Origin of the sequence: Pseudoalteromonas sp. BZK2 (assembly GCF_014349195.1) — a bacterium.
Lineage (GTDB): Bacteria > Pseudomonadota > Gammaproteobacteria > Enterobacterales > Alteromonadaceae > Pseudoalteromonas > Pseudoalteromonas simplex.
Window position 1 is genome coordinate 1 of record NZ_JACSOG010000001.1, and the last position, 18001, is coordinate 18001.

21 protein-coding genes are annotated in these 18001 nt (G+C 39.5%); 2 read left to right on the plus strand and 19 right to left on the minus strand.

Annotated elements, in window-relative coordinates:
* Positions 1-246 precede the first annotated feature (246 nt).
* The 19 genes from BIZ38_RS00005 to gyrA all read right to left on the minus strand — a co-directional run bounded on the left by BIZ38_RS00005 (position 247) and on the right by gyrA (position 16150).
* Positions 247-696, minus strand: a complete 450-nt coding sequence (locus BIZ38_RS00005) for a hypothetical protein (RefSeq protein ID WP_187489235.1) — start codon at positions 694-696, stop codon at positions 247-249.
* Positions 697-737: 41 nt separating this feature from the next.
* Positions 738-1082 carry a hypothetical protein gene (locus BIZ38_RS00010; protein ID WP_187489236.1) on the minus strand — a complete coding sequence of 115 codons (345 nt, stop codon included), beginning with the start codon at positions 1080-1082 and terminating at the stop codon, positions 738-740.
* Positions 1083-1145: 63 nt separating this feature from the next.
* Positions 1146-2141 (minus strand): hypothetical protein, encoded by a 996-nt coding sequence (locus BIZ38_RS00015; RefSeq protein WP_187489237.1) that lies wholly within the window; start codon positions 2139-2141, stop codon positions 1146-1148.
* A gap of 47 nt (positions 2142-2188) precedes the next feature.
* Positions 2189-2494, minus strand: coding sequence for a hypothetical protein (locus BIZ38_RS00020; RefSeq protein ID WP_187489238.1), 306 nt, complete (start codon positions 2492-2494; stop codon positions 2189-2191).
* 146 nt (positions 2495-2640) lie between these two features.
* Positions 2641-2919 carry a hypothetical protein gene (locus BIZ38_RS00025; protein ID WP_187489239.1) on the minus strand — a complete coding sequence of 93 codons (279 nt, stop codon included), beginning with the start codon at positions 2917-2919 and terminating at the stop codon, positions 2641-2643.
* Between the two features lie 138 nt (positions 2920-3057).
* The gene (locus tag BIZ38_RS00030; RefSeq protein WP_222937977.1) at positions 3058-3381 is read right to left on the minus strand and encodes a hypothetical protein; all 324 of its coding nucleotides are present in this window, start codon (positions 3379-3381) and stop codon (positions 3058-3060) included.
* Positions 3382-3616: 235 nt separating this feature from the next.
* Entirely contained in the window at positions 3617-3865 is a 249-nt protein-coding gene (locus tag BIZ38_RS00035; protein ID WP_187489240.1) for a serine kinase, read from the minus strand.
* Between the two features lie 353 nt (positions 3866-4218).
* The gene (locus BIZ38_RS00040; protein ID WP_187489241.1) at positions 4219-5133 is read right to left on the minus strand and encodes a TolB family protein; all 915 of its coding nucleotides are present in this window, start codon (positions 5131-5133) and stop codon (positions 4219-4221) included.
* Positions 5134-5202: 69 nt separating this feature from the next.
* The gene (locus tag BIZ38_RS00045) at positions 5203-5616 is read right to left on the minus strand and encodes a hypothetical protein (protein WP_262387530.1); all 414 of its coding nucleotides are present in this window, start codon (positions 5614-5616) and stop codon (positions 5203-5205) included.
* A gap of 115 nt (positions 5617-5731) precedes the next feature.
* Positions 5732-5863 (minus strand): hypothetical protein, encoded by a 132-nt coding sequence (locus tag BIZ38_RS21730; RefSeq protein ID WP_262387531.1) that lies wholly within the window; start codon positions 5861-5863, stop codon positions 5732-5734.
* 40 nt (positions 5864-5903) lie between these two features.
* Positions 5904-6608, minus strand: a complete 705-nt coding sequence (gene pyrF, locus BIZ38_RS00050) for an orotidine-5'-phosphate decarboxylase (protein WP_187489242.1) — start codon at positions 6606-6608, stop codon at positions 5904-5906.
* A gap of 32 nt (positions 6609-6640) precedes the next feature.
* Complete coding sequence (lapB, locus tag BIZ38_RS00055) at positions 6641-7777, minus strand: lipopolysaccharide assembly protein LapB (RefSeq protein WP_058585078.1); 1137 nt, start codon at positions 7775-7777, stop codon at positions 6641-6643.
* A 2-nt stretch (positions 7778-7779) separates the two neighbouring features.
* Positions 7780-8061 (minus strand): lipopolysaccharide assembly protein LapA domain-containing protein, encoded by a 282-nt coding sequence (locus BIZ38_RS00060; protein WP_054551349.1) that lies wholly within the window; start codon positions 8059-8061, stop codon positions 7780-7782.
* Between the two features lie 20 nt (positions 8062-8081).
* Positions 8082-8369 (minus strand): integration host factor subunit beta, encoded by a 288-nt coding sequence (ihfB, locus tag BIZ38_RS00065; RefSeq protein ID WP_036968575.1) that lies wholly within the window; start codon positions 8367-8369, stop codon positions 8082-8084.
* Positions 8370-8434: 65 nt separating this feature from the next.
* Complete coding sequence (gene rpsA, locus BIZ38_RS00070; protein ID WP_054551350.1) at positions 8435-10102, minus strand: 30S ribosomal protein S1; 1668 nt, start codon at positions 10100-10102, stop codon at positions 8435-8437.
* Positions 10103-10200: 98 nt separating this feature from the next.
* The gene (cmk, locus tag BIZ38_RS00075) at positions 10201-10908 is read right to left on the minus strand and encodes a (d)CMP kinase (RefSeq protein ID WP_058585079.1); all 708 of its coding nucleotides are present in this window, start codon (positions 10906-10908) and stop codon (positions 10201-10203) included.
* Positions 10909-11012: 104 nt separating this feature from the next.
* Positions 11013-12293 (minus strand): 3-phosphoshikimate 1-carboxyvinyltransferase, encoded by a 1281-nt coding sequence (aroA, locus tag BIZ38_RS00080; RefSeq protein ID WP_187489243.1) that lies wholly within the window; start codon positions 12291-12293, stop codon positions 11013-11015.
* A gap of 2 nt (positions 12294-12295) precedes the next feature.
* Positions 12296-13384, minus strand: a complete 1089-nt coding sequence (gene serC / locus BIZ38_RS00085; RefSeq protein ID WP_187489244.1) for a 3-phosphoserine/phosphohydroxythreonine transaminase — start codon at positions 13382-13384, stop codon at positions 12296-12298.
* A 69-nt stretch (positions 13385-13453) separates the two neighbouring features.
* Entirely contained in the window at positions 13454-16150 is a 2697-nt protein-coding gene (gene gyrA / locus BIZ38_RS00090; RefSeq protein ID WP_187489245.1) for a DNA topoisomerase (ATP-hydrolyzing) subunit A, read from the minus strand.
* A 176-nt stretch (positions 16151-16326) separates the two neighbouring features.
* On the opposite strand from gyrA, the gene ubiG reads away from it, so the two are divergent.
* Positions 16327-17037, plus strand: a complete 711-nt coding sequence (ubiG, locus tag BIZ38_RS00095) for a bifunctional 2-polyprenyl-6-hydroxyphenol methylase/3-demethylubiquinol 3-O-methyltransferase UbiG (RefSeq protein ID WP_058585083.1) — start codon at positions 16327-16329, stop codon at positions 17035-17037.
* Entirely contained in the window at positions 17037-17711 is a 675-nt protein-coding gene (locus tag BIZ38_RS00100) for an HAD family hydrolase (protein WP_187489246.1), read from the plus strand. The genes ubiG and BIZ38_RS00100 overlap by 1 nt, the downstream gene beginning before the upstream one ends.
* Positions 17712-18001 lie beyond the last annotated feature (290 nt).

Sequence of the window (18001 nt, forward strand, 5' to 3'; positions counted from 1 at the left end):
TTGCGAGTTGCGAGTTGCGAGTTGCGAGTTGCGAGTTGCGAGTTGCGAGTTGCGAGTTGCGAGTTGCGAGTTGCGAGTTGCGAGTTGCGAGTTGCGAGTTAACAAGATAGTGAATTATCTGAAAGAGTAAAGTGAAAGCTTTACTCTTTTTTCTAGTTTAATAACTATGTAATTTACTTTTTGAATTAATTAGATTTATCAAAGAAACCTAAATTAATTTGAATATACAAGGTTTTATACTCGCTGTTAAATGCATCCTTGTGGTGTTGTTGGCCATATAGGCTGATCGTTATCGCTATACAAAACTCCAAAATTAATGTTTGTGAGGTTATTAAAATGAAATTGAAGTTCTAGCCATTCTTTTTCAAACGTTACAGATATAAACGAGCCATAATCATCAACAGAAGGTTCAGAGTCTAGTTCGGTCTTAATAATTGATAAAACTTCGGCCATAGGCTTACCTATAAGTTGATAACCAAACAAAGCTGCACTTTTATTGTAAACTTCGATCCAGCCAAGACGATTATCATTGTCAATTTCAAAAGTCAGCTCTATTAAAAGCTGGTTAAACTGCAATCGCTTATTTTCTGAATCGGTGAAAAATATTTTATCAGGTACACCTAACGCAGAAACAGCTTGCGTCTCTGTAAGACCAAATTGAATTGTGTCGATTCCATGCCCTAGTTTGATTTCCATTAATTGAATCCTTTTAAGCGAAAACAGGGTTTTATATGCAATTAGATATTCGGCTCAACATATCTAAGCCTTGGTTTTGGTTCAAAATAAACCAAGAAGTTATTATCGTCGTTCGCTAAATAGACTCTTAAAACCAACTCACTGCCCCACGCTTGAAAGGCAATTCTTGTAATTTCTTCTTTATAAATATGAAATACTAACTCCGTTCCGTAAAATAACTTTACACTCACTGAGTTATTCATAAATGGTGAATGAGTAAATATTAATTTTTCGTCGGTCTCATAAGTCTTAATGAATGAGAATAGCCCTTCATCATGATCATATTCGCAAGAATAACCAAATCCTTTTTCAAAAAACTCTACTTCATCAGGAAACTCGTATGTCAATTTTACACCTTGCTACAACTGTAATTAATGTACAGTAAAGAGTTTTTAATTACGGGTAATTCTCTAGCTTTCATTAGCAAACAACCTAGCGTCTTCAAGTTGCCCTTCTGTACAAACCCATCGCCAATGAATGTCTTCAATCTTATTGCCTAGTATTGATAACTCTTTTTTTAAGCGGCTTCTATCTCTGGTAAGCCAAAACCAACCACTTAAATTATATCTCACAAAAATAGTTATTTTCGTTTCTTTAAAACTCTCATGATTTAAAGAGTCGTTATATAAATCAACTATGTCTTTCTGAATATTTTTGTCCATAAGGAAGTCATTTGCTTCATCAATTTTATTCTCAAACAAATCTAAATACTTCCAATATTCGATATAAGCTTTAACTAAAATAAGCTTAAGATCACTACCTGTCGGGGCATTCCTAGAAGCTTTTCTTGCAAACTCAAGCATTTCTTCGTTATCACCGCCCCACTTTTCAGATAAAGCAATGATCATGTGCATGTGTGCAGCCCAGTTATAAGGATCTCTAGCTATTGCTTCCTCATAATATTCAAATTTAAGTTCATCGCTATCTGAGTACCATGTAGCTACCATAATCAAGTATGCCCATGGTGTAGGATCCTCTGGTGTTTTATCTGCACATTCTAATAATACTTGCCTAGTTTTATCCAATCGTCTGAAAAACTCTTTCCATTGAGCTTCTGATATTTCAGCTCCACGACCATAGCCCCTTGCAGACCAAGACCATTGTAGTAAACGAGCACCATAACAAAGTAGAGCATCCCCAGAGTCTGGATGAGAATTTGTCCACTTATCTAAAGCTTGAGGAAACATTATTCGAGACATACTTACAGAATAAAAATAACGCTCCTCATGGCTATCTAATGTTTCAAATAACTCTTTAAGGTCACTGTATTGTCCAGGTTTATCTAAAACGTTGTAAGCTTTTATACATCCGTAAGCACATTGTCTACGTTTATTATTCTTATGTTTTCGATGGAAATACATCAACATAGATAAAATTGATAAAGCACACAAAATCAAAAAAATCATTCAAAATCCAAATTTAATAAATAAAGTTCAATGTTGCTTGTTAGTCTTTAATGTCTTCCAACAAACGCTAAAATCCAATCATATTCTTCATCAATTGATGTTTCTTTATTAACGAACTCTGATATTTCAGCTTTCATTGCTTCAAATTCACTAATACCCTCTTTTATGTTTGATAAGTGAGTTGTATGAAAGAAGCAACCGTAAACCCCACTTGTTAAGGTGTATGGTGCATTAACACTATCTTTTTCTAAAGTTAGGCGAGCACCTTTTGAGTGCTCCTCGTCTTTAATTATTTCACCATTTTCAGAACCTATCGTTCCTATAGTTTCTCCGTTATCGATTTCACTCCACATATCATAACTTGTAGTTTAGAAAATCAGTTTCGGGTAATAACAATATCGCATTTATACCCACCCATTTCGCTTTCTAAATTATCACTATTATATAAAGTGTATTTACCGGGAACTGTGAAAAGAATCTCATTAAAACCATTAGCTTCTTATACATATTGGAATTGATGGGCAACATACAAAATAACAGCTGCGGTTAGCCAGCACAATAAAGCCAGTCCTAGGTTTTTAAAAGCCTCTTTTTTATGTGAAATCGCAATTGAATTGAAGAAGTTATTAGTTAGAAATAAAAACGGGAAACAACTAACGAGCAATGGATGAGAACAATTTTCTAATGATTTTCTAAATTCAGAGACTGAATTGACAGAAAAAATTACAAACCCAATAAGCAGTGGGATTACTAAAATTGCAAGTACAAATTTTTCCATGTCCTAATATTTTCCTTACGAATAACCCTGAAGCAATTTTATAATTGAAGAAAATTTACAGTTATAGACTAAAAATAATGTGGCACGAGACATAGCATACCGCATTCGTCCTTCTAATATTAACTTGCTAACTTGCTTTTAATTACCTCTAAAGAATACAGATTGTAAGAAGCTTAAAAGATCAGTTTGATTAGAATAATAGTCAGCAATCTCACCCCAAACTTCGAAGTTACTTAAGTTGAACCCGTCTTCTATATCATTATAATAAAGACATCGCTTACCAATTATTGCGACAACCCAAAAGCCATTGCCCTCTTCACCAAATGGATACTGAGTCCATTTTTCAAGCTCGTTTAGTTTAATTTGGTTCCACAGGTTTCTTTCTACAAAAGACATGTTGAACTCAGCAATTTCTATAATGCCTTCTAAATGAGGTTTTGTGATAGGTTTCCAGTTACTCATAATGCTTCTATATTTGGCGATTTAATTCATCTATAATCAATCACATAATCTTCTGATATTTAGTATTAACGAACTCAAGAAAGAGACCCTCAATATGTGTTTGCCGAAAATATTTTAACGGCTAACAGATATATCAAAGATAAACAGGTTTTTAAAATAACAAAAGAAAAATTAGCTACTTAAAGCAGCAAAAAAGAATCGTTATGCTTACTTTATCCAAGCATGTTGATATGTGTTAAGTGTCGATTATTACGAAACCTTCGGCCCAATAATCTTTACCAAGTGGGTAACACGATATATAGAAACCACTTTCGTCACAAGCAGCGGGATTAATATTTGGAAAATCACTAAACCCAGGTTGCTCTTTTAGCCTTCCAACAGCAGCAATGGCCTCTTGCTCAGAAGCATAAATTCCGATTGTCTTTACACAATCATTGTTTTCAGAAATTATGTGTAAATGCTCGAGCAGGTATACTTTATCCATAGACAACTAACATTTAAATAGTGCGTTCATCGCGCATACTTTGCAGACTTAACGCCAATTATCTGGTTTCTATATTTTTAACAAATTACCTAAATAATTACTACCACGAGGTTTTTTAAGACATCAAAGTCAAATTAAAAAGAGTAATCTGATCCCAACGTTCATATTAATTGATATATCTGAAAAGAACAGTTTAGCAATTGATTAAACATGATGCTTAGCCAATCTCAATGACCACTTTTTGCTCGGACCATACGACTGTAATTTTTCGTGAAGATTAAGTGTCAGCTCATGTATAAAATAAACGCAGTGTTATTTTTCTAAGTGGAGCTATTTGTTAAGCTGATTTATCCTTATTTTCTGTCATCAAGTTTTTCTAATGAAAATTTATTTAGCTTTCTGACAGTTGAAGCTTGTATTCCATTATTGATAATTTTTTTAATTCCAGTCCCATCTTTATTAATTTGATAAATATCTGAAAAACCATCACTGTTATCAGATGAGAAGATCAGTTTATTGCCATCATTTGACCAGTCAGGGTCCCAATCATCAACATGATTAAACGTCATACGCTTTTCGTTTGAACCATCAATATCCATTGTATAAATTTCTCTGTTTCCATCTCGGTCAGAGACAAACACAACATGGTTACCATCAGGTGAAACCTTTGGTGACCAATTATTGGTATCATTATTTGTAATCTGTATAAGATTCGTACCATCTGTATTAGCAATAAATATTTGGCTAGGATCTTTTTTCGAATGAAATAATACTCTGCCGTCTTTCAAAAAATGCGGTGCTCTCCCTTTTAAACCTTGTATTCGATGTTGTTCAGTTCCATCATGGTTCATTAACCATATTTCTTCTTGCCAGCCTTTTTCTGGATCATCATACTCTCTTGCAAAAACAATCTTTTTTCCATCAGCCGACCACGCAGGAGCGCTATCCCAGACATACTTTTTGCGCGTTAACCGTCGCATATTTGTGCCGTCTATATTAACCGTATGAATTGACCATGTTTTTCGGTTGTCGTATTTTCCATAAAATGCAAGCTGCTCTCCGTCAGGTGATACTGAAGGGTAACCATCACTTTTCGTAAAGTCTGTCACTTTAATTCGTGAAGTCCCTGTTTCATCACTTAAATAAATTTCTCTGCCTTTGGATTCTTTCGCTGAATATACAATCGTATAGTCAGAAGAGATTAATTTGGCATTATCTTCACAGCCAAGAATTACGAACAATATAGAAATTAGAAAAATGTATCTCATACCAGGGCCTTGAAACAATTAGGTTAAACATAGGACAGCTACAGAAGAGAGCGATGCTGGCTCCTTTTGTTATATTTGATAGCCATGAACTATAACCCCGTTTTTAGTTTTTGTTATTGGGAATTTACCAACTTTTTGAAGCTCATTTAGAAATGGATCGATATTAAGAGACTTTTGAGTTAATGGCGAATTTTGGTATGTGCGATAGTGATAAATGTATGGGATAAATATTGATTCGATGTGTTTATACTCTAATGGCCCGCCAACACCAACGACGGGGCTATCAATAGCATTTTCCAATACCTGCTGTGCTAAAGGAGCATGGCCATAAAGTACATAATTTGTATCAGTGAAATGATACTCAATCCCGGAAAAGTCTGAGCCATGTTCAGCCATCACAACAAAGAACTTTTGCCATTTATTGTTCGACATTAGAGCTGAAGAGTATTTTTTCCTTATAGCTTGGTCTTTGTGTGCGTCCATACGTTTTCTCTAAAAAATAACAATTTATAACGCGAAAATCGCGTATATATCTTATTCTACCCGTTCATTTTCTGAACACACTAGTTTTAACAAACTCGTTAGCTTATTGCCAACATTAATTGAAATCAGTATCCCTCACTTTATCCAAATGAATCTTCGTAAAGTTTTCACGTTCAAAAATATAAGGGAGAGGTAAAACAGCACAAACAAAAAGAGCACTGTATTTAGCGCGAAATAAATCACGCATACAATGCTCTTTAGAAACTATTTTAAAATAAAGAAGGTTATTATTTTAGTGAGTCGTTAATGTCTTTTAGTGTTGCAACTGGGTCTTCCGATTGTGTGATTGGGCGGCCTACAACTAAATAGTCGCTGCCATCTTCAACGGCTTGTTTTGGTGTCATGATGCGTTTTTGGTCGCCTGCATCGATGCCTGCTGGGCGAATACCCGGAGTAACCAGTTTAAAGTCTGCGCCAAGTTCTGCTTTTAGTTTTTTCGCTTCTTGTGCTGAACACACTACCCCGTCAAGGCCTGATTCTTTGGCAAGGTTTGCTAAGTAAATTACTTGCTCTTCTGGTGTTTTATCTACACCTAAACGAGTAAGCTCTGCGGCATCCATACTGGTTAGTACAGTTACTGCAATCAGTAATGGTGCGTCATCACCAAACTTCTCTAAAGCTTGTTTTGCTTTAGTCATCATTTCAACGCCACCTGAAGCATGCACGTTAACCATCCATACACCCATTTTTGCAGCTGCTGTTACAGCTTTAGCTACTGTGTTTGGAATATCGTGAAATTTTAGGTCTAAGAATACATCAAAACCTAAGTCGATTAGTTCCTTAACAAAGCTAGGACCAAAATACGTGAACATTTCTTTGCCTACTTTAAGGCGACACGTATCAGGCGATAATTGCTTTACAAACGCAAGAGCTGTTTGTTGATCATCATAATCAAGGGCAATTAATACTTTTTTTGAATCTTCGACAGACATAACTTTCCTAAAAACTAATGGACTAATATGAATTAAAAACCGTCTATGCCACGGCTTGGAACAATTGTTTCCCAGTGCTTACAAGATGGACATACCCAATAAATGGTATGACTGGTAAAGCCACAGTGTTGGCACTGAAAATCAGGTTTGGTTGCGATATAAGATGTTACTAGCTTATCAATTTGATCGAGTACATCTTTAATATCGTTGTTTTGTTTGGCAAGTAGCTGTAATAAAAAGCTAAAGCCACGAATAGTCGGATGACGCTTTAAACTATCCGTTAAAAATTTAATTGCTTGCTCGATGTGCCCTTGCTCAAGTAAAGCTTGGCAGTGTTTTATTTTTATTAATACACCACCTTTATCTAGCAGTTCATTCAGTAATTCGTAAAACTGATGCGTTAAATTAAGCTTTTGATAGCTCAGTGCTAATTCTTCAATAAATACCGGCGCAAAAAACGTGAATTGGCTAATAAGCTCGCGCCAATAGTAAATTGCTTTTACATAATCTTCTTTAGTGAAAGCACTGTGGCCAAGCTCATACAATGGGCGAATAGCTTTGTGGTTTAAGCTAATAGCTTTACGCATAATTTGCGTATCGTTATCTTGTAAGGCTGCTTCACAGTAAAAATTGGCAATCGCTTTTACATGCTGAGGTTTAGTGAACAACTCACTATGGGCCTCGTACATGTTAATGCCCTTTTCCCATTCACGGGTTTGTGAATAAAGATTAATAATTGGCTCTAACGCTTCTTTATAGCCTGCCTTTACAAGCCATACTAAATGCTCTTCTGCACCATCTAACAAGCCTGCCATAATATAATCTTCAGCAAGTTCTAAGCGGCTGGTTGCAGCTTGTTGCTCATCAAGACTTGGGTGTTTTAATAGCAGCTCATGAATTTTAATAGCGCGGTCAAGTTCGCCACGGCGGCGGAACATAGTTGCAAGCGTTGAATAGTGTTCAACAGAATCAGCGGCAACTTCGAGTAGATTAATAAGGTGCTCTAAGCCTTGGTCTTCTTCTCTGTCTAAGAGAAATTTAAGGCCTTTAGAATATTCAGAGGTAATTTGGCGATTAAGCTGATGAGCTTGGTTTTTAGCGCTGTTTTTACCCATTATCCAACCGTAACCGGCTGCAACGGGTAAAAGTAAAAACAGAAGCTCAATCATGATTAGGTGTCTTTATTAGCAACAAGCTTTTTATTGTTTTTTTCAGGCGCTAATTTTTTCTTTAAGCGATAATTTTGCCACTTTAACTGAGAAAACAGTGTAAAGCTTATAAAACAACCAATTGCGACACCTAAAATAAAGCAGATACTTATTACTACAGCTAAGGGCAAAGTATTACTGGCAATTAAATAATTGATTTGCACCAATTGTGGATTCTGTGAACCAAGTACAAACGCAATAAATAAACACAGCGCAATTAATACAATTTTTAATACCCTAAACAAGTAACTACTCCTGTATAAAACTAGGCAATACTCGCATTTACGCGGTCACGTAATTCTTTACCTGGTTTAAAATGTGGTACGTGCTTACCGTCTAACTCAACTGTTTCGCCAGTCTTTGGATTACGACCTGTGCGAGGAGAACGATAATGCAATGAGAAACTTCCAAAGCCACGGATCTCGATGCGATCTGAGCTAGATAATGAGCCGGCCATTTGTTCAAGAATTTCTTTAACGGCATTTTCAACATCTTTCACAGGGATGTGTGCGTGTTGCTCGGCAAGTTGTTCTATCAATTCTGACTTAGTCATAGCGTTTCCTTAAAGAGTGGTAAAGGAAGGGCAAAACTGCCCTTCCAATTTTAAAAGACTAGATATTAGTCTTTTTGAGCATTTTTGAATGCTGCAGCCATAGCGTTTTCGAACGCTGGCTCTTCTTTCTTAAGCTTCTCTAGTACTTCTTTCTCTTCTGCTTCGAAAAGAGCTTTAACAGATAAGCTTAAAGTGCGGTTCTTACGATCAACACCAACGTATTTCGCTTCGATTTCGTCGCCTGCAGAAACTACAGTAGTAGCATCTTCAACACGCTCTTGAGCGATATCAGCTACACGGATGTAACCTTCAACGCCTTCGATTAGCTCAACAGTTGCGCCTTTCGCATCAACTTCAGTCACTTTACCTTTAACAATAGCACCTTTTTTGTTTGCGTCCAGGTAGTTATTGAATGGGTCAGCTTCGATTTGTTTAACACCTAGAGAGATACGCTCACGCTCTGGGTCAACTTGTAATACGATAGCAGTGATTTCGTCGCCTTTCTTGAATTCACGTACAGCTTCTTCGCCTGGCGTGTTCCAAGAAATGTCTGAAAGGTGAACAAGACCGTCAATACCGCCTTCAAGACCGATGAAGATACCGAAGTCAGTGATTGATTTGATCTTACCAGTAACTTGGTCGCCTTTGTTTTGTAGACGAGCAAATTCTTGCCATGGGTTAGCAATACATTGCTTAAGACCAAGAGAAATACGACGACGCTCTTCGTCGATTTCAAGAACCATAACTTCAACAGTGTCGCCTAGTGAAACAACTTTTGAAGGGTGGATGTTCTTGTTAGTCCAATCCATTTCAGAAACGTGTACTAGACCTTCTACGCCTTCTTCGATTTCAACGAAACAACCGTAGTCAGTAAGGTTAGTTACACGACCAGAAAGCTTAGAACCTTCTGGGTAACGACCAGCGATAGCTGCCCATGGATCTTCGCCAAGCTGTTTAAGGCCTAGAGATACACGAGTCTTTTCTTTGTCGAATTTAAGAACTTTAACTGCGATTTCGTCGCCAACATTAACGATTTCTGAAGGGTGCTTAACACGCTTCCACGCCATGTCTGTGATGTGTAGTAGACCGTCAACACCACCAAGGTCAACGAACGCACCGTAGTCAGTAAGGTTCTTAACGATACCTTTAACTTCTTGACCTTCAACAAGGTTAGCAAGAAGTTCTTCACGCTCTTGTGAGTTCTCTGATTCGATAACTGCACGGCGAGAAACAACAACGTTGTTACGTTTTTGGTCAAGCTTGATTACTTTGAACTCAAGCTCTTTACCTTCAAGGTGAGTTGTGTCACGTACTGGACGAACATCAACAAGTGAACCAGGTAGGAAGGCACGGATTGAATCAACTTCAACAGTGAAACCGCCTTTAACTTTACCGTTGATAACACCAGTAACAGTCTCTTGCTCTTCACATGCTTTTTCTAAGCGGATCCACGCTTCGTGACGCTTCGCTTTCTCACGAGAAAGGATAGTTTCACCGAAACCGTCTTCGATTGCGTCTAAAGCAACATCTACTTCGTCGCCAACAGCAACTTCTAGTTCACCAGCAGCATTTTTGAATTGCTCAGCAGGGATTGCACTTTCAGATTTAAGACCAGCATCAACAAGTACGATGTTGTTCTCGATTGAGATAACAGTACCTTTAACGATAGAGCCTTGCTCTGCTTCAAAACCCTTAAGGCTTTCTTCAAATAACTGCGCAAAATTTTCTGACATTATACGTCTCTAAATAATTAAATAACCAATTAGCAACCATGCTGCATGGGGTTGTTAAAATAGCACTGGCTTCCTGCCGGCACCTTAATAAATTACTTTTAAGCTTTTGGAAGCTTTCCTGCAAGTACGGCTTCGTCGAGTAAAGTTACAACTTTATCAAACACTTGCATTGCATTGAGCTCGCTAGTATCGAGCTCAATGGCGTCTTCTGCAGGAACAAGCGGCGCAACTTCACGCGTCATATCACGGTGATCGCGAGCTTTTATGTCCTCAAGTAGACCACTTAGTGTAACATCAAGACCGCGTTCGTTCAACTCAGCAAAGCGACGACGAGCGCGCTCTTCAGCTGATGCGGTTAAATAAATCTTCAATGGTGCATCTGGGAACACAACTGTGCCCATGTCACGACCATCGGCAATTAAGCCGCTCTCAGTACGAAACGCACGTTGACGACGTAATAATGCTTCTCTCACCCGTGGTAATGCAGCAATTTTTGATGCCGCAGCACCCACTTCTTCGTTACGAATTGTGGTTGTGACGTCTTCGCCTTCCAAGACAATTTTAGAAGTATGCGTTTGGCTATCGACCAAAAACTGTACATCTAAGTTTGCAGCTAGCGGAACTAGCGCATCTTCATTATCTAGTTCAATTTGATGATGAAGCGCTGCAAGTGACAGCACACGGTAAATCGCTCCACTGTCTAATACATCCCAACCTAATTTCTCGGCTAACAAGCGACAAACAGTTCCTTTACCTGAACCACTTGGGCCATCGATGGTGATTACGGGCATTGATAACGCCTGCATTTATAACCTCCTGCAATGCACACCAAAATAAAACCGCGATATTATACGCCAGTTCTAGAAATAGATCCGCATTTAGAATGTAACTTTTTATATTTTCTTCTGTTTTATTGACTTGAGACAGACTCTAGTACTTTGAAAAACGTTGGAAAAGTTTTGTATGTACACTTAGGATCGTTAATGGTTATCGGCTTTCCGCCAACGGCAACCATTGCAAAACACATGGCAATACGATGATCGTTATAGGTATCAATCGCTACATCGTTAAAAGTGTCTGGTGGTGTAATTTCGATGAAATCTTCACCTTCAATCACTTCTGCGCCGACTTTACGAAGCTCAGTCGCCATGGCATATAAGCGATCTGTTTCTTTGACACGCCAGTTATAGATATTACGAATAGCTGTTTTACCTTTAGCAAAAAGCGCAACAGTGGCGAGTGTCATAGCCGCATCAGGGATTGCATTGGCATCAATATCGACCGCGTTTAGCTCGCCTTTACGTACCACCAGCTTTTCATCGTACCAATCGATTTTGGCGCCTACTTGCTCCATAACTTTGGCAAAACCAATATCACCTTGAACAGATGCCGCACCTACCCCGTTAATTTCAATTTCGCCGCCTGCTATTGCAGCCGCCGCAACAAAATAAGAGGCGCTTGATGCATCACCTTCTACCATAATACGCTCAAGTGCTTGATACTGCTGACAGCCTTTAACGTAAAATGTTTCGTAATTGTCATGGCTTACAGTAACGCCAAAGCGCTTCATTACATCTAGAGTAATATCAATGTAAGGCTTTGATACCAGCGTGCCTTTAATGGTGATTTCTGTATCGCCATTAAATAATGGTGCTGCCATTAGTAACGCTGTTAAGAACTGGCTAGAAATGCTGCCATCAATTGCAACTTTACCACCGTTGATTTTGCCACCTTTTATGGCCAGTGGTGGATAATCTTTATTCTTAAGGTATTCAACATCACCACCCAATGCTTGCAGTGCATCTACCAAATGGCCGATTGGGCGCTCTTCCATACGCGGCTCACCCACCAGCTGGTACTCGCCTTCTACAGCAGCTAAAACCGCTGTCAGTGGACGATAAGCCGTACCGGCATTACCTAAGAACAGTGGCTCACTTGGCGTTTTAAATTTACCTGCAACACCCTCTACGGTGGCCACTGTTTTATCTTCATTAAGCGATACATTTACACCTAGAAGATTTAACGCACCTAGCATGTGACGAATATCATCACTATCTAATAGGTTTTCAACAACCGTTGTGCCCTCTGCAAGAGCAGCTAGTAACAAAATACGGTTTGATAAGCTTTTTGAGCCTGGTAGTGTCACACTACCATTTACCTTTGCAATCGGTTCAAGACGAAGCTGTTCCATAATTAGCTGTTCTCCTTGGCGAATTTTTCCATAAAATTAACCAACGCTTGAACTCCTTCTAGTGGCATCGCATTATAAATGCTTGCGCGCATACCACCGACAATACGGTGACCTTCAAGGGCTAATAAGCCTGCTTCTTTTGATTCACTAATAAATTTATCATTCAGTGATTCGTCGTTTAACCAAAACGGAACGTTCATGCGCGAACGGCAATGCTTAGCAACTTTGTTGCTGTAAAAACCTGAGCTATCAATGTAGCTGTAAAGAAGTTCTGCTTTTGCGATGTTTTGTTCTTCCATCGCTTTAACGCCGCCGTTTGCTTCAAGCCATTCAAATACTTCAGCAGCTAAGTACCACGCAAATGTCGGTGGTGTGTTATACATGCTGCCTTGTTTTGCTTCTAATGCGTAATCAAGAATACCTGGCTTTGCAAGACCTTCACGCTCAAGAAGCGTTTTACGAACAATAACAATCGATAAACCAGACGGACCAATATTCTTTTGTGCACCAGCGTAAATAAGATCAAACTGATTTACGTCAAACTCGCGCGATAAAATAGTCGATGACATATCAGCCACAATCGGTGCTGATGGGTGTGATGGTACGTCAAAAATTTCAATGCCATCTACGGTTTCATTCGGACAATAGTGAATGTATGACGCATCAGCAGGTAATTCCCAGCTGCTTGCTGGTTTTATAGAGAACTGGCCATTTTGCTGCTCATCATCACGTACATTGATGCTTTCAACTGCAGTGAATTTTGCTGCTTCTGACGTGGCCCCTTTAGACCACACACCGTTTTCACAGTACACGGCTGGCTTATCATCAAGGTGAAGGTTCAGTGGTACAGCACTGAATTGACCACGGCCACCACCGTGCATAAATAACACTTCAAACTCATCGCTAATATTCATTAAACGACGCAGGCTTGCTTCACATTTAGTGGTAAGCGCTAAAAAGTCGCTGCTGCGATGGCTAATTTCCATCACAGAGACACCTAAACCTTGCCAATCTATAAATTCTTTTTGTGCTTTTTGCATAACTGCCGGCGGTAGCATTGCCGGTCCTGCACAAAAATTATACTTAGTCATTACTTTGCCTCATTCCAGTAATTATAGTGCGGATAAAAAAAGCGGCCGAAGCCGCTTTTTAAATCAATGTTATTCTGAAGGTGGGTTATCACCCGTTTCTTCAGTATTGGTATCGACTACTTCAACGGCCTCGCCTTCGATGGCTTCAAGCTCATCAACTTCGATTTCTTCGATACGTTGTAAACCAACTACTTGCTCTTCGTCAATAGTTCGTATCAAAATAACGCCTTGAGTATTACGACCAACCGTAGAAACCTCGTTTACACGGGTACGTACTAAGGTACCGCGATTCGAGATAATCATGATCTCGTCGTTATCGTCTACTTGTACTGCACCAACCACAGCGCCATTACGCTCGCTTACTTTGATTGATACAACACCTTGTGTTGCACGGCTCTTCGATGGGTAGTCTTCAAGTGCTGTACGCTTACCATAACCGTTTTCTGTCACAGTCAAGATTGCGCCATCTGACTTAGGTACGATTAACGACACAACGCGTTGGTCGTCAGCCATCTTAATACCACGAACACCTGTTGCTGTACGACCCATTGGACGTACACCTTTGAAGCGGATTTCTGGGTTACCGTTTTCGTCTAGAACTGGGTTACCATTTTCATCAACAACTTCTGTCTCTTCTGCTTCTTTAAAGCGAACAACTTTACCAGCATCAGTGAATAGCATGATTTCATTCGTGCCATCAGTGATATCAACACCAATTAGGCTATCGCCTTCATTTAGGTTAACAGCGATGATACCGCTCGCACGTTGACGGCTGTATGCTGTAAGTGGTGTTTTCTTAACTGTACCAAACGCAGTTGCCATGAAGATGTATTTATCTTCTTCGTACTCACGTACTGGTAAGATAGCAGTAATACGTTCATCAGCTTCAAGTGGTAATAAGTTAACAATTGGCTTACCACGCGCTGCACGGCTTGCTAATGGTAACTGATATACTTTCAGCCAATATAAGCGACCTGCTGTTGAGAAGCACAGGATTGTATCGTGTGTGTTAGCAACTAATAGACGTTCGATGAAGTCTTCATCTTTCATCTTCGTTGCTGATTTACCTTTACCACCACGACGCTGTGCTTCGTAGTCAGATAATGGTTGATACTTAACGTAACCTTCGTGAGAAAGCGTTACAACAACGTCTTCTTCATTGATTAGGTCTTCAAGGCTAATATCGTGAGCAGCTGCACTGATTTCAGTACGACGTTCGTCACCATATTGCTCTTTAATTTCTACTAGCTCGTCGCGGATAACTTCCATTAGACGCTCTGGGCTTGAAAGAATATGTAAAAGCTCAGCAATTAGATCAAGTAAGCTTTGGTACTCGTCTAAGATCTTCTCATGCTCAAGACCTGTTAGTTTGTGTAAACGTAGGTCTAGAATTGCTTGTGCTTGTTGCTCAGATAAATAGTACTGACCGTCACGGATACCTAAATCAGCCGCTAACCAATCAGGACGTGCAACGTTATCTTCACCTGCTTTTTCAAGCATTGCTTTAACAGTGCCTAGTTCCCAAGAACGTGCTGTTAGTGCCGCTTTTGCTTCTGCTGGTGTTGGTGACTTACGAATAAGTTCGATAATTGGGTCGATATTCGCAAGGGCAATCGCTAAACCTTCAAGCGTGTGAGCACGGTCACGGGCTTTACGTAAATCGAATACTGTACGACGTGTAACAACTTCACGGCGGTGTACGATAAACGCTTCAAGCATTTCTTTAAGGTTGAAACACTTAGGTTGGTTGTTATCAAGTGCAACCATGTTCATACCAAACACAGTTTGTAACTGAGTTTGTGCATAAAGGTTGTTTAAGATTACTTCACCAACATCACCACGTTTGATTTCGATAACGATACGCATACCGTCTTTATCTGATTCGTCACGTAGTGCACTAATACCTTCAATCTTCTTATCTTTAACAAGCTCTGCGATCTTTTCGATTAGGCGTGCTTTGTTAACTTGATAAGGGATTTCGTGAACGATGATTGTTTCACGACCGGTTTTTTCGTCAACTTCGATTTCAGCACGAGCACGGATATATACCTTACCACGACCGGTTAGGTACGCTTGCTCAATGCCTTTTTTACCATTGATAATCGCCGCAGTCGGGAAATCCGGACCTGGGATATATTCAATAAGATCAGCAATTGACATATCAGGGTTTTGAATAAGCGCTAAACAGCCATTGATAACTTCTGTTAAGTTATGAGGTGGAATGTTCGTTGCCATACCAACCGCAATACCCGAAGAACCATTTACTAATAAGTTAGGTACTTTAGTAGGTAATACGTCAGGAATTTGCTCAGTACCGTCGTAGTTCGGTACGTAATCAACCGTTTCTTTTTCTAAATCAGCTAATAATTCATGTGACATTTTCGCCATACGGACTTCCGTATAACGCATTGCTGCCGCAGAGTCACCGTCAACAGAACCAAAGTTACCTTGGCCGTCAACAAGCATGTAGCGTAATGAGAAAGGCTGCGCCATACGAACGATGGTGTCATATACCGCGCTGTCGCCATGTGGGTGGTACTTACCGATTACATCACCAACAACACGTGCTGATTTCTTGTAAGGTTTATTCCAATCATTATTGAGTTCGTTCATTGCAAATAAAACGCGGCGGTGAACTGGCTTTAAGCCGTCACGTACGTCTGGCAATGCACGTCCTACGATTACACTCATCGCGTAATCAAGGTAGGAGTTTTTTAATTCATCTTCAATATTGACTGGCAGAATTTCATTGGCGAGATCAGTCATTTGATTTCACATTCCTTCAGTATTGACTCATTAAGAGGCAAACCGCCGTCTTAAGAGCTTTAGTTATTATTTCCAGACCATGCTATCACAATTTATTTAGATTTACAGGCGCTAAATCTTTGCGATTTATTAATTTCCCCCTATATAATGGCCTCAGATTAACGAGGAAGTTTTTTATGACCGAGCATCAAAATGTAGATAATGCAGAAATTGCAAAGTTTGAAGCCATCGCAGAACGTTGGTGGGACCGCGACGGAGAGTTCAAACCCCTTCATGAAATAAATCCTCTACGTTTGGATTTTGTCGCTGATAAAGTAGGCGGCTTATTTGATAAGGAAACCTTAGATGTTGGCTGTGGTGGCGGCATCTTAAGTGAAAGTATGGCGCGTATGGGCGCTAAAGTAACCGGCATCGATATGGGCCAAGAGCCACTTACCGTTGCTAAGTTACATAGTTTAGAAACAGGCGTACCTGTTGATTATATAAAAGTACCAGCAGAGCAATTCGCTGCTGAGCACCCTGCTCGCTTTGATGTAGTGACTTGTATGGAAATGCTTGAGCATGTTCCAGACCCTGCTTCTATTATTCGTGCTGTAGCAGAACTTGCTAAACCGGGCGCCGATGTATTCTTTTCAACATTAAATAAAACACCAAAAGCATACTTGTTTGCTATTGTCGGTGCTGAAAAGCTTTTAAAAATGGTACCTGAAGGTACACATGACCATAAAAAGTTTATCAAACCTGCACAGCTTATTGCATGGGCAGAAGAAGCGGGATTAAAAGTACGCGCTAGTACTGGCCTTCACTATAACCCGTTTTCTAAGCAGTACAGCTTAAATGATGATGTAAGTGTTAATTACATCCTGCACTTTGAGAAACTAGCCTGATGAGTGTTGTGCAAGCACCCTCTATCGATTTTGATGCTTTTATCTTTGATTTAGATGGCACACTACTCGATACCGCGGATGACTTAGGTGGTGCATTAAACCGAGTGTTAGCAGACGCCAATGTGGCGCCTGTTGCTGAGCATGTTTATCGCCCTGCAGCTTCTAACGGTGCAAATGCATTATTAGAAGTGGGCTTTGGTGATAAATGGCCTGAACTTGAACAGCTCGCCTTGCGCCAGCAGCTTCTTGACTACTACGCCGAAGATATTGCTGTACACAGTAAATGTTTCAATGGCATAGAACAGCTTTTAATTGCACTTGAGCAAAACAATATTAAGTGGGGCATTATGACTAATAAGCCCGGCTTTTTAACTGAGCCCTTAGTGCAAGCTATTCCCTCTTTGCGTGATGCAAAAGCGGTTGTGAGTGGCGATACATTAGCTGTGTCAAAACCATCACCGGATCCACTATTACACACCGCTGAGATCTTAGACGTTGATCCGAGCCGTTGTTTGTATATCGGTGATGCTGAACGTGATATCCAAGCTGCAAAAGCGGCCAATATGTACAGCGCAACAGCGTTATGGGGTTATATACCCAGTGTCGACGCTGCACTTGGCTGGCAAGCGGATTTCAATTGGCAAACGCCGATTGATGGTTTCAACCATATATAGTGTTATTTGATAACTGAAACACCATATATTGTGATTTGATTTACTTTTGAGCATTCATTGATGATAAAAAAATCAGTCAAAATTTATTTTTAAAAACGGTAAATTTTCTGGATCTTTTGTTGATTTCTACAAATTTCGTCGTCTATGAATGTTCAAAGGTTAATGGTCACTAACACAATGCGCTTATCCAATAGTTATCCACAAAATGGGGCAATTCTATCCCTTGCAAAACAGCGCAGACCACACTATCTTGTGATCTGCAATTTAAACAACACCAGATATTGTGGCTA

Excerpts from the sequence above, each read along its gene's own strand:
- BIZ38_RS00005 (WP_187489235.1), bottom strand. The coding sequence starts at position 696 with ATGGAAATCAAACTAGGGCATGGAATCGACACAATTCAATTTGGTCTT.
- BIZ38_RS00015 (WP_187489237.1), bottom strand. The coding sequence starts at position 2,141 with ATGATTTTTTTGATTTTGTGTGCTTTATCAATTTTATCTATGTTGATG.
- BIZ38_RS00020 (WP_187489238.1), bottom strand. The coding sequence starts at position 2,494 with ATGTGGAGTGAAATCGATAACGGAGAAACTATAGGAACGATAGGTTCT.
- BIZ38_RS00025 (WP_187489239.1), bottom strand. The coding sequence starts at position 2,919 with ATGGAAAAATTTGTACTTGCAATTTTAGTAATCCCACTGCTTATTGGG.
- BIZ38_RS00030 (WP_222937977.1), bottom strand. The coding sequence starts at position 3,381 with ATGAGTAACTGGAAACCTATCACAAAACCTCATTTAGAAGGCATTATA.
- BIZ38_RS00035 (WP_187489240.1), bottom strand. The coding sequence starts at position 3,865 with ATGGATAAAGTATACCTGCTCGAGCATTTACACATAATTTCTGAAAAC.
- BIZ38_RS00040 (WP_187489241.1), bottom strand. The coding sequence starts at position 5,133 with ATGAGATACATTTTTCTAATTTCTATATTGTTCGTAATTCTTGGCTGT.
- BIZ38_RS00045 (WP_262387530.1), bottom strand. The coding sequence starts at position 5,616 with ATGGACGCACACAAAGACCAAGCTATAAGGAAAAAATACTCTTCAGCT.
- BIZ38_RS21730 (WP_262387531.1), bottom strand. The coding sequence starts at position 5,863 with ATGCGTGATTTATTTCGCGCTAAATACAGTGCTCTTTTTGTTTGTGCT.
- pyrF (WP_187489242.1), bottom strand. The coding sequence starts at position 6,608 with ATGTCTGTCGAAGATTCAAAAAAAGTATTAATTGCCCTTGATTATGAT.
- lapB (WP_058585078.1), bottom strand. The coding sequence starts at position 7,777 with ATGATTGAGCTTCTGTTTTTACTTTTACCCGTTGCAGCCGGTTACGGT.
- ihfB (WP_036968575.1), bottom strand. The coding sequence starts at position 8,369 with ATGACTAAGTCAGAATTGATAGAACAACTTGCCGAGCAACACGCACAC.
- rpsA (WP_054551350.1), bottom strand. The coding sequence starts at position 10,102 with ATGTCAGAAAATTTTGCGCAGTTATTTGAAGAAAGCCTTAAGGGTTTT.
- cmk (WP_058585079.1), bottom strand. The coding sequence starts at position 10,908 with ATGCAGGCGTTATCAATGCCCGTAATCACCATCGATGGCCCAAGTGGT.
- aroA (WP_187489243.1), bottom strand. The coding sequence starts at position 12,293 with ATGGAACAGCTTCGTCTTGAACCGATTGCAAAGGTAAATGGTAGTGTG.
- serC (WP_187489244.1), bottom strand. The coding sequence starts at position 13,384 with ATGACTAAGTATAATTTTTGTGCAGGACCGGCAATGCTACCGCCGGCA.
- gyrA (WP_187489245.1), bottom strand. The coding sequence starts at position 16,150 with ATGACTGATCTCGCCAATGAAATTCTGCCAGTCAATATTGAAGATGAA.
- ubiG (WP_058585083.1), top strand. The coding sequence starts at position 16,327 with ATGACCGAGCATCAAAATGTAGATAATGCAGAAATTGCAAAGTTTGAA.
- BIZ38_RS00100 (WP_187489246.1), top strand. The coding sequence starts at position 17,037 with ATGAGTGTTGTGCAAGCACCCTCTATCGATTTTGATGCTTTTATCTTT.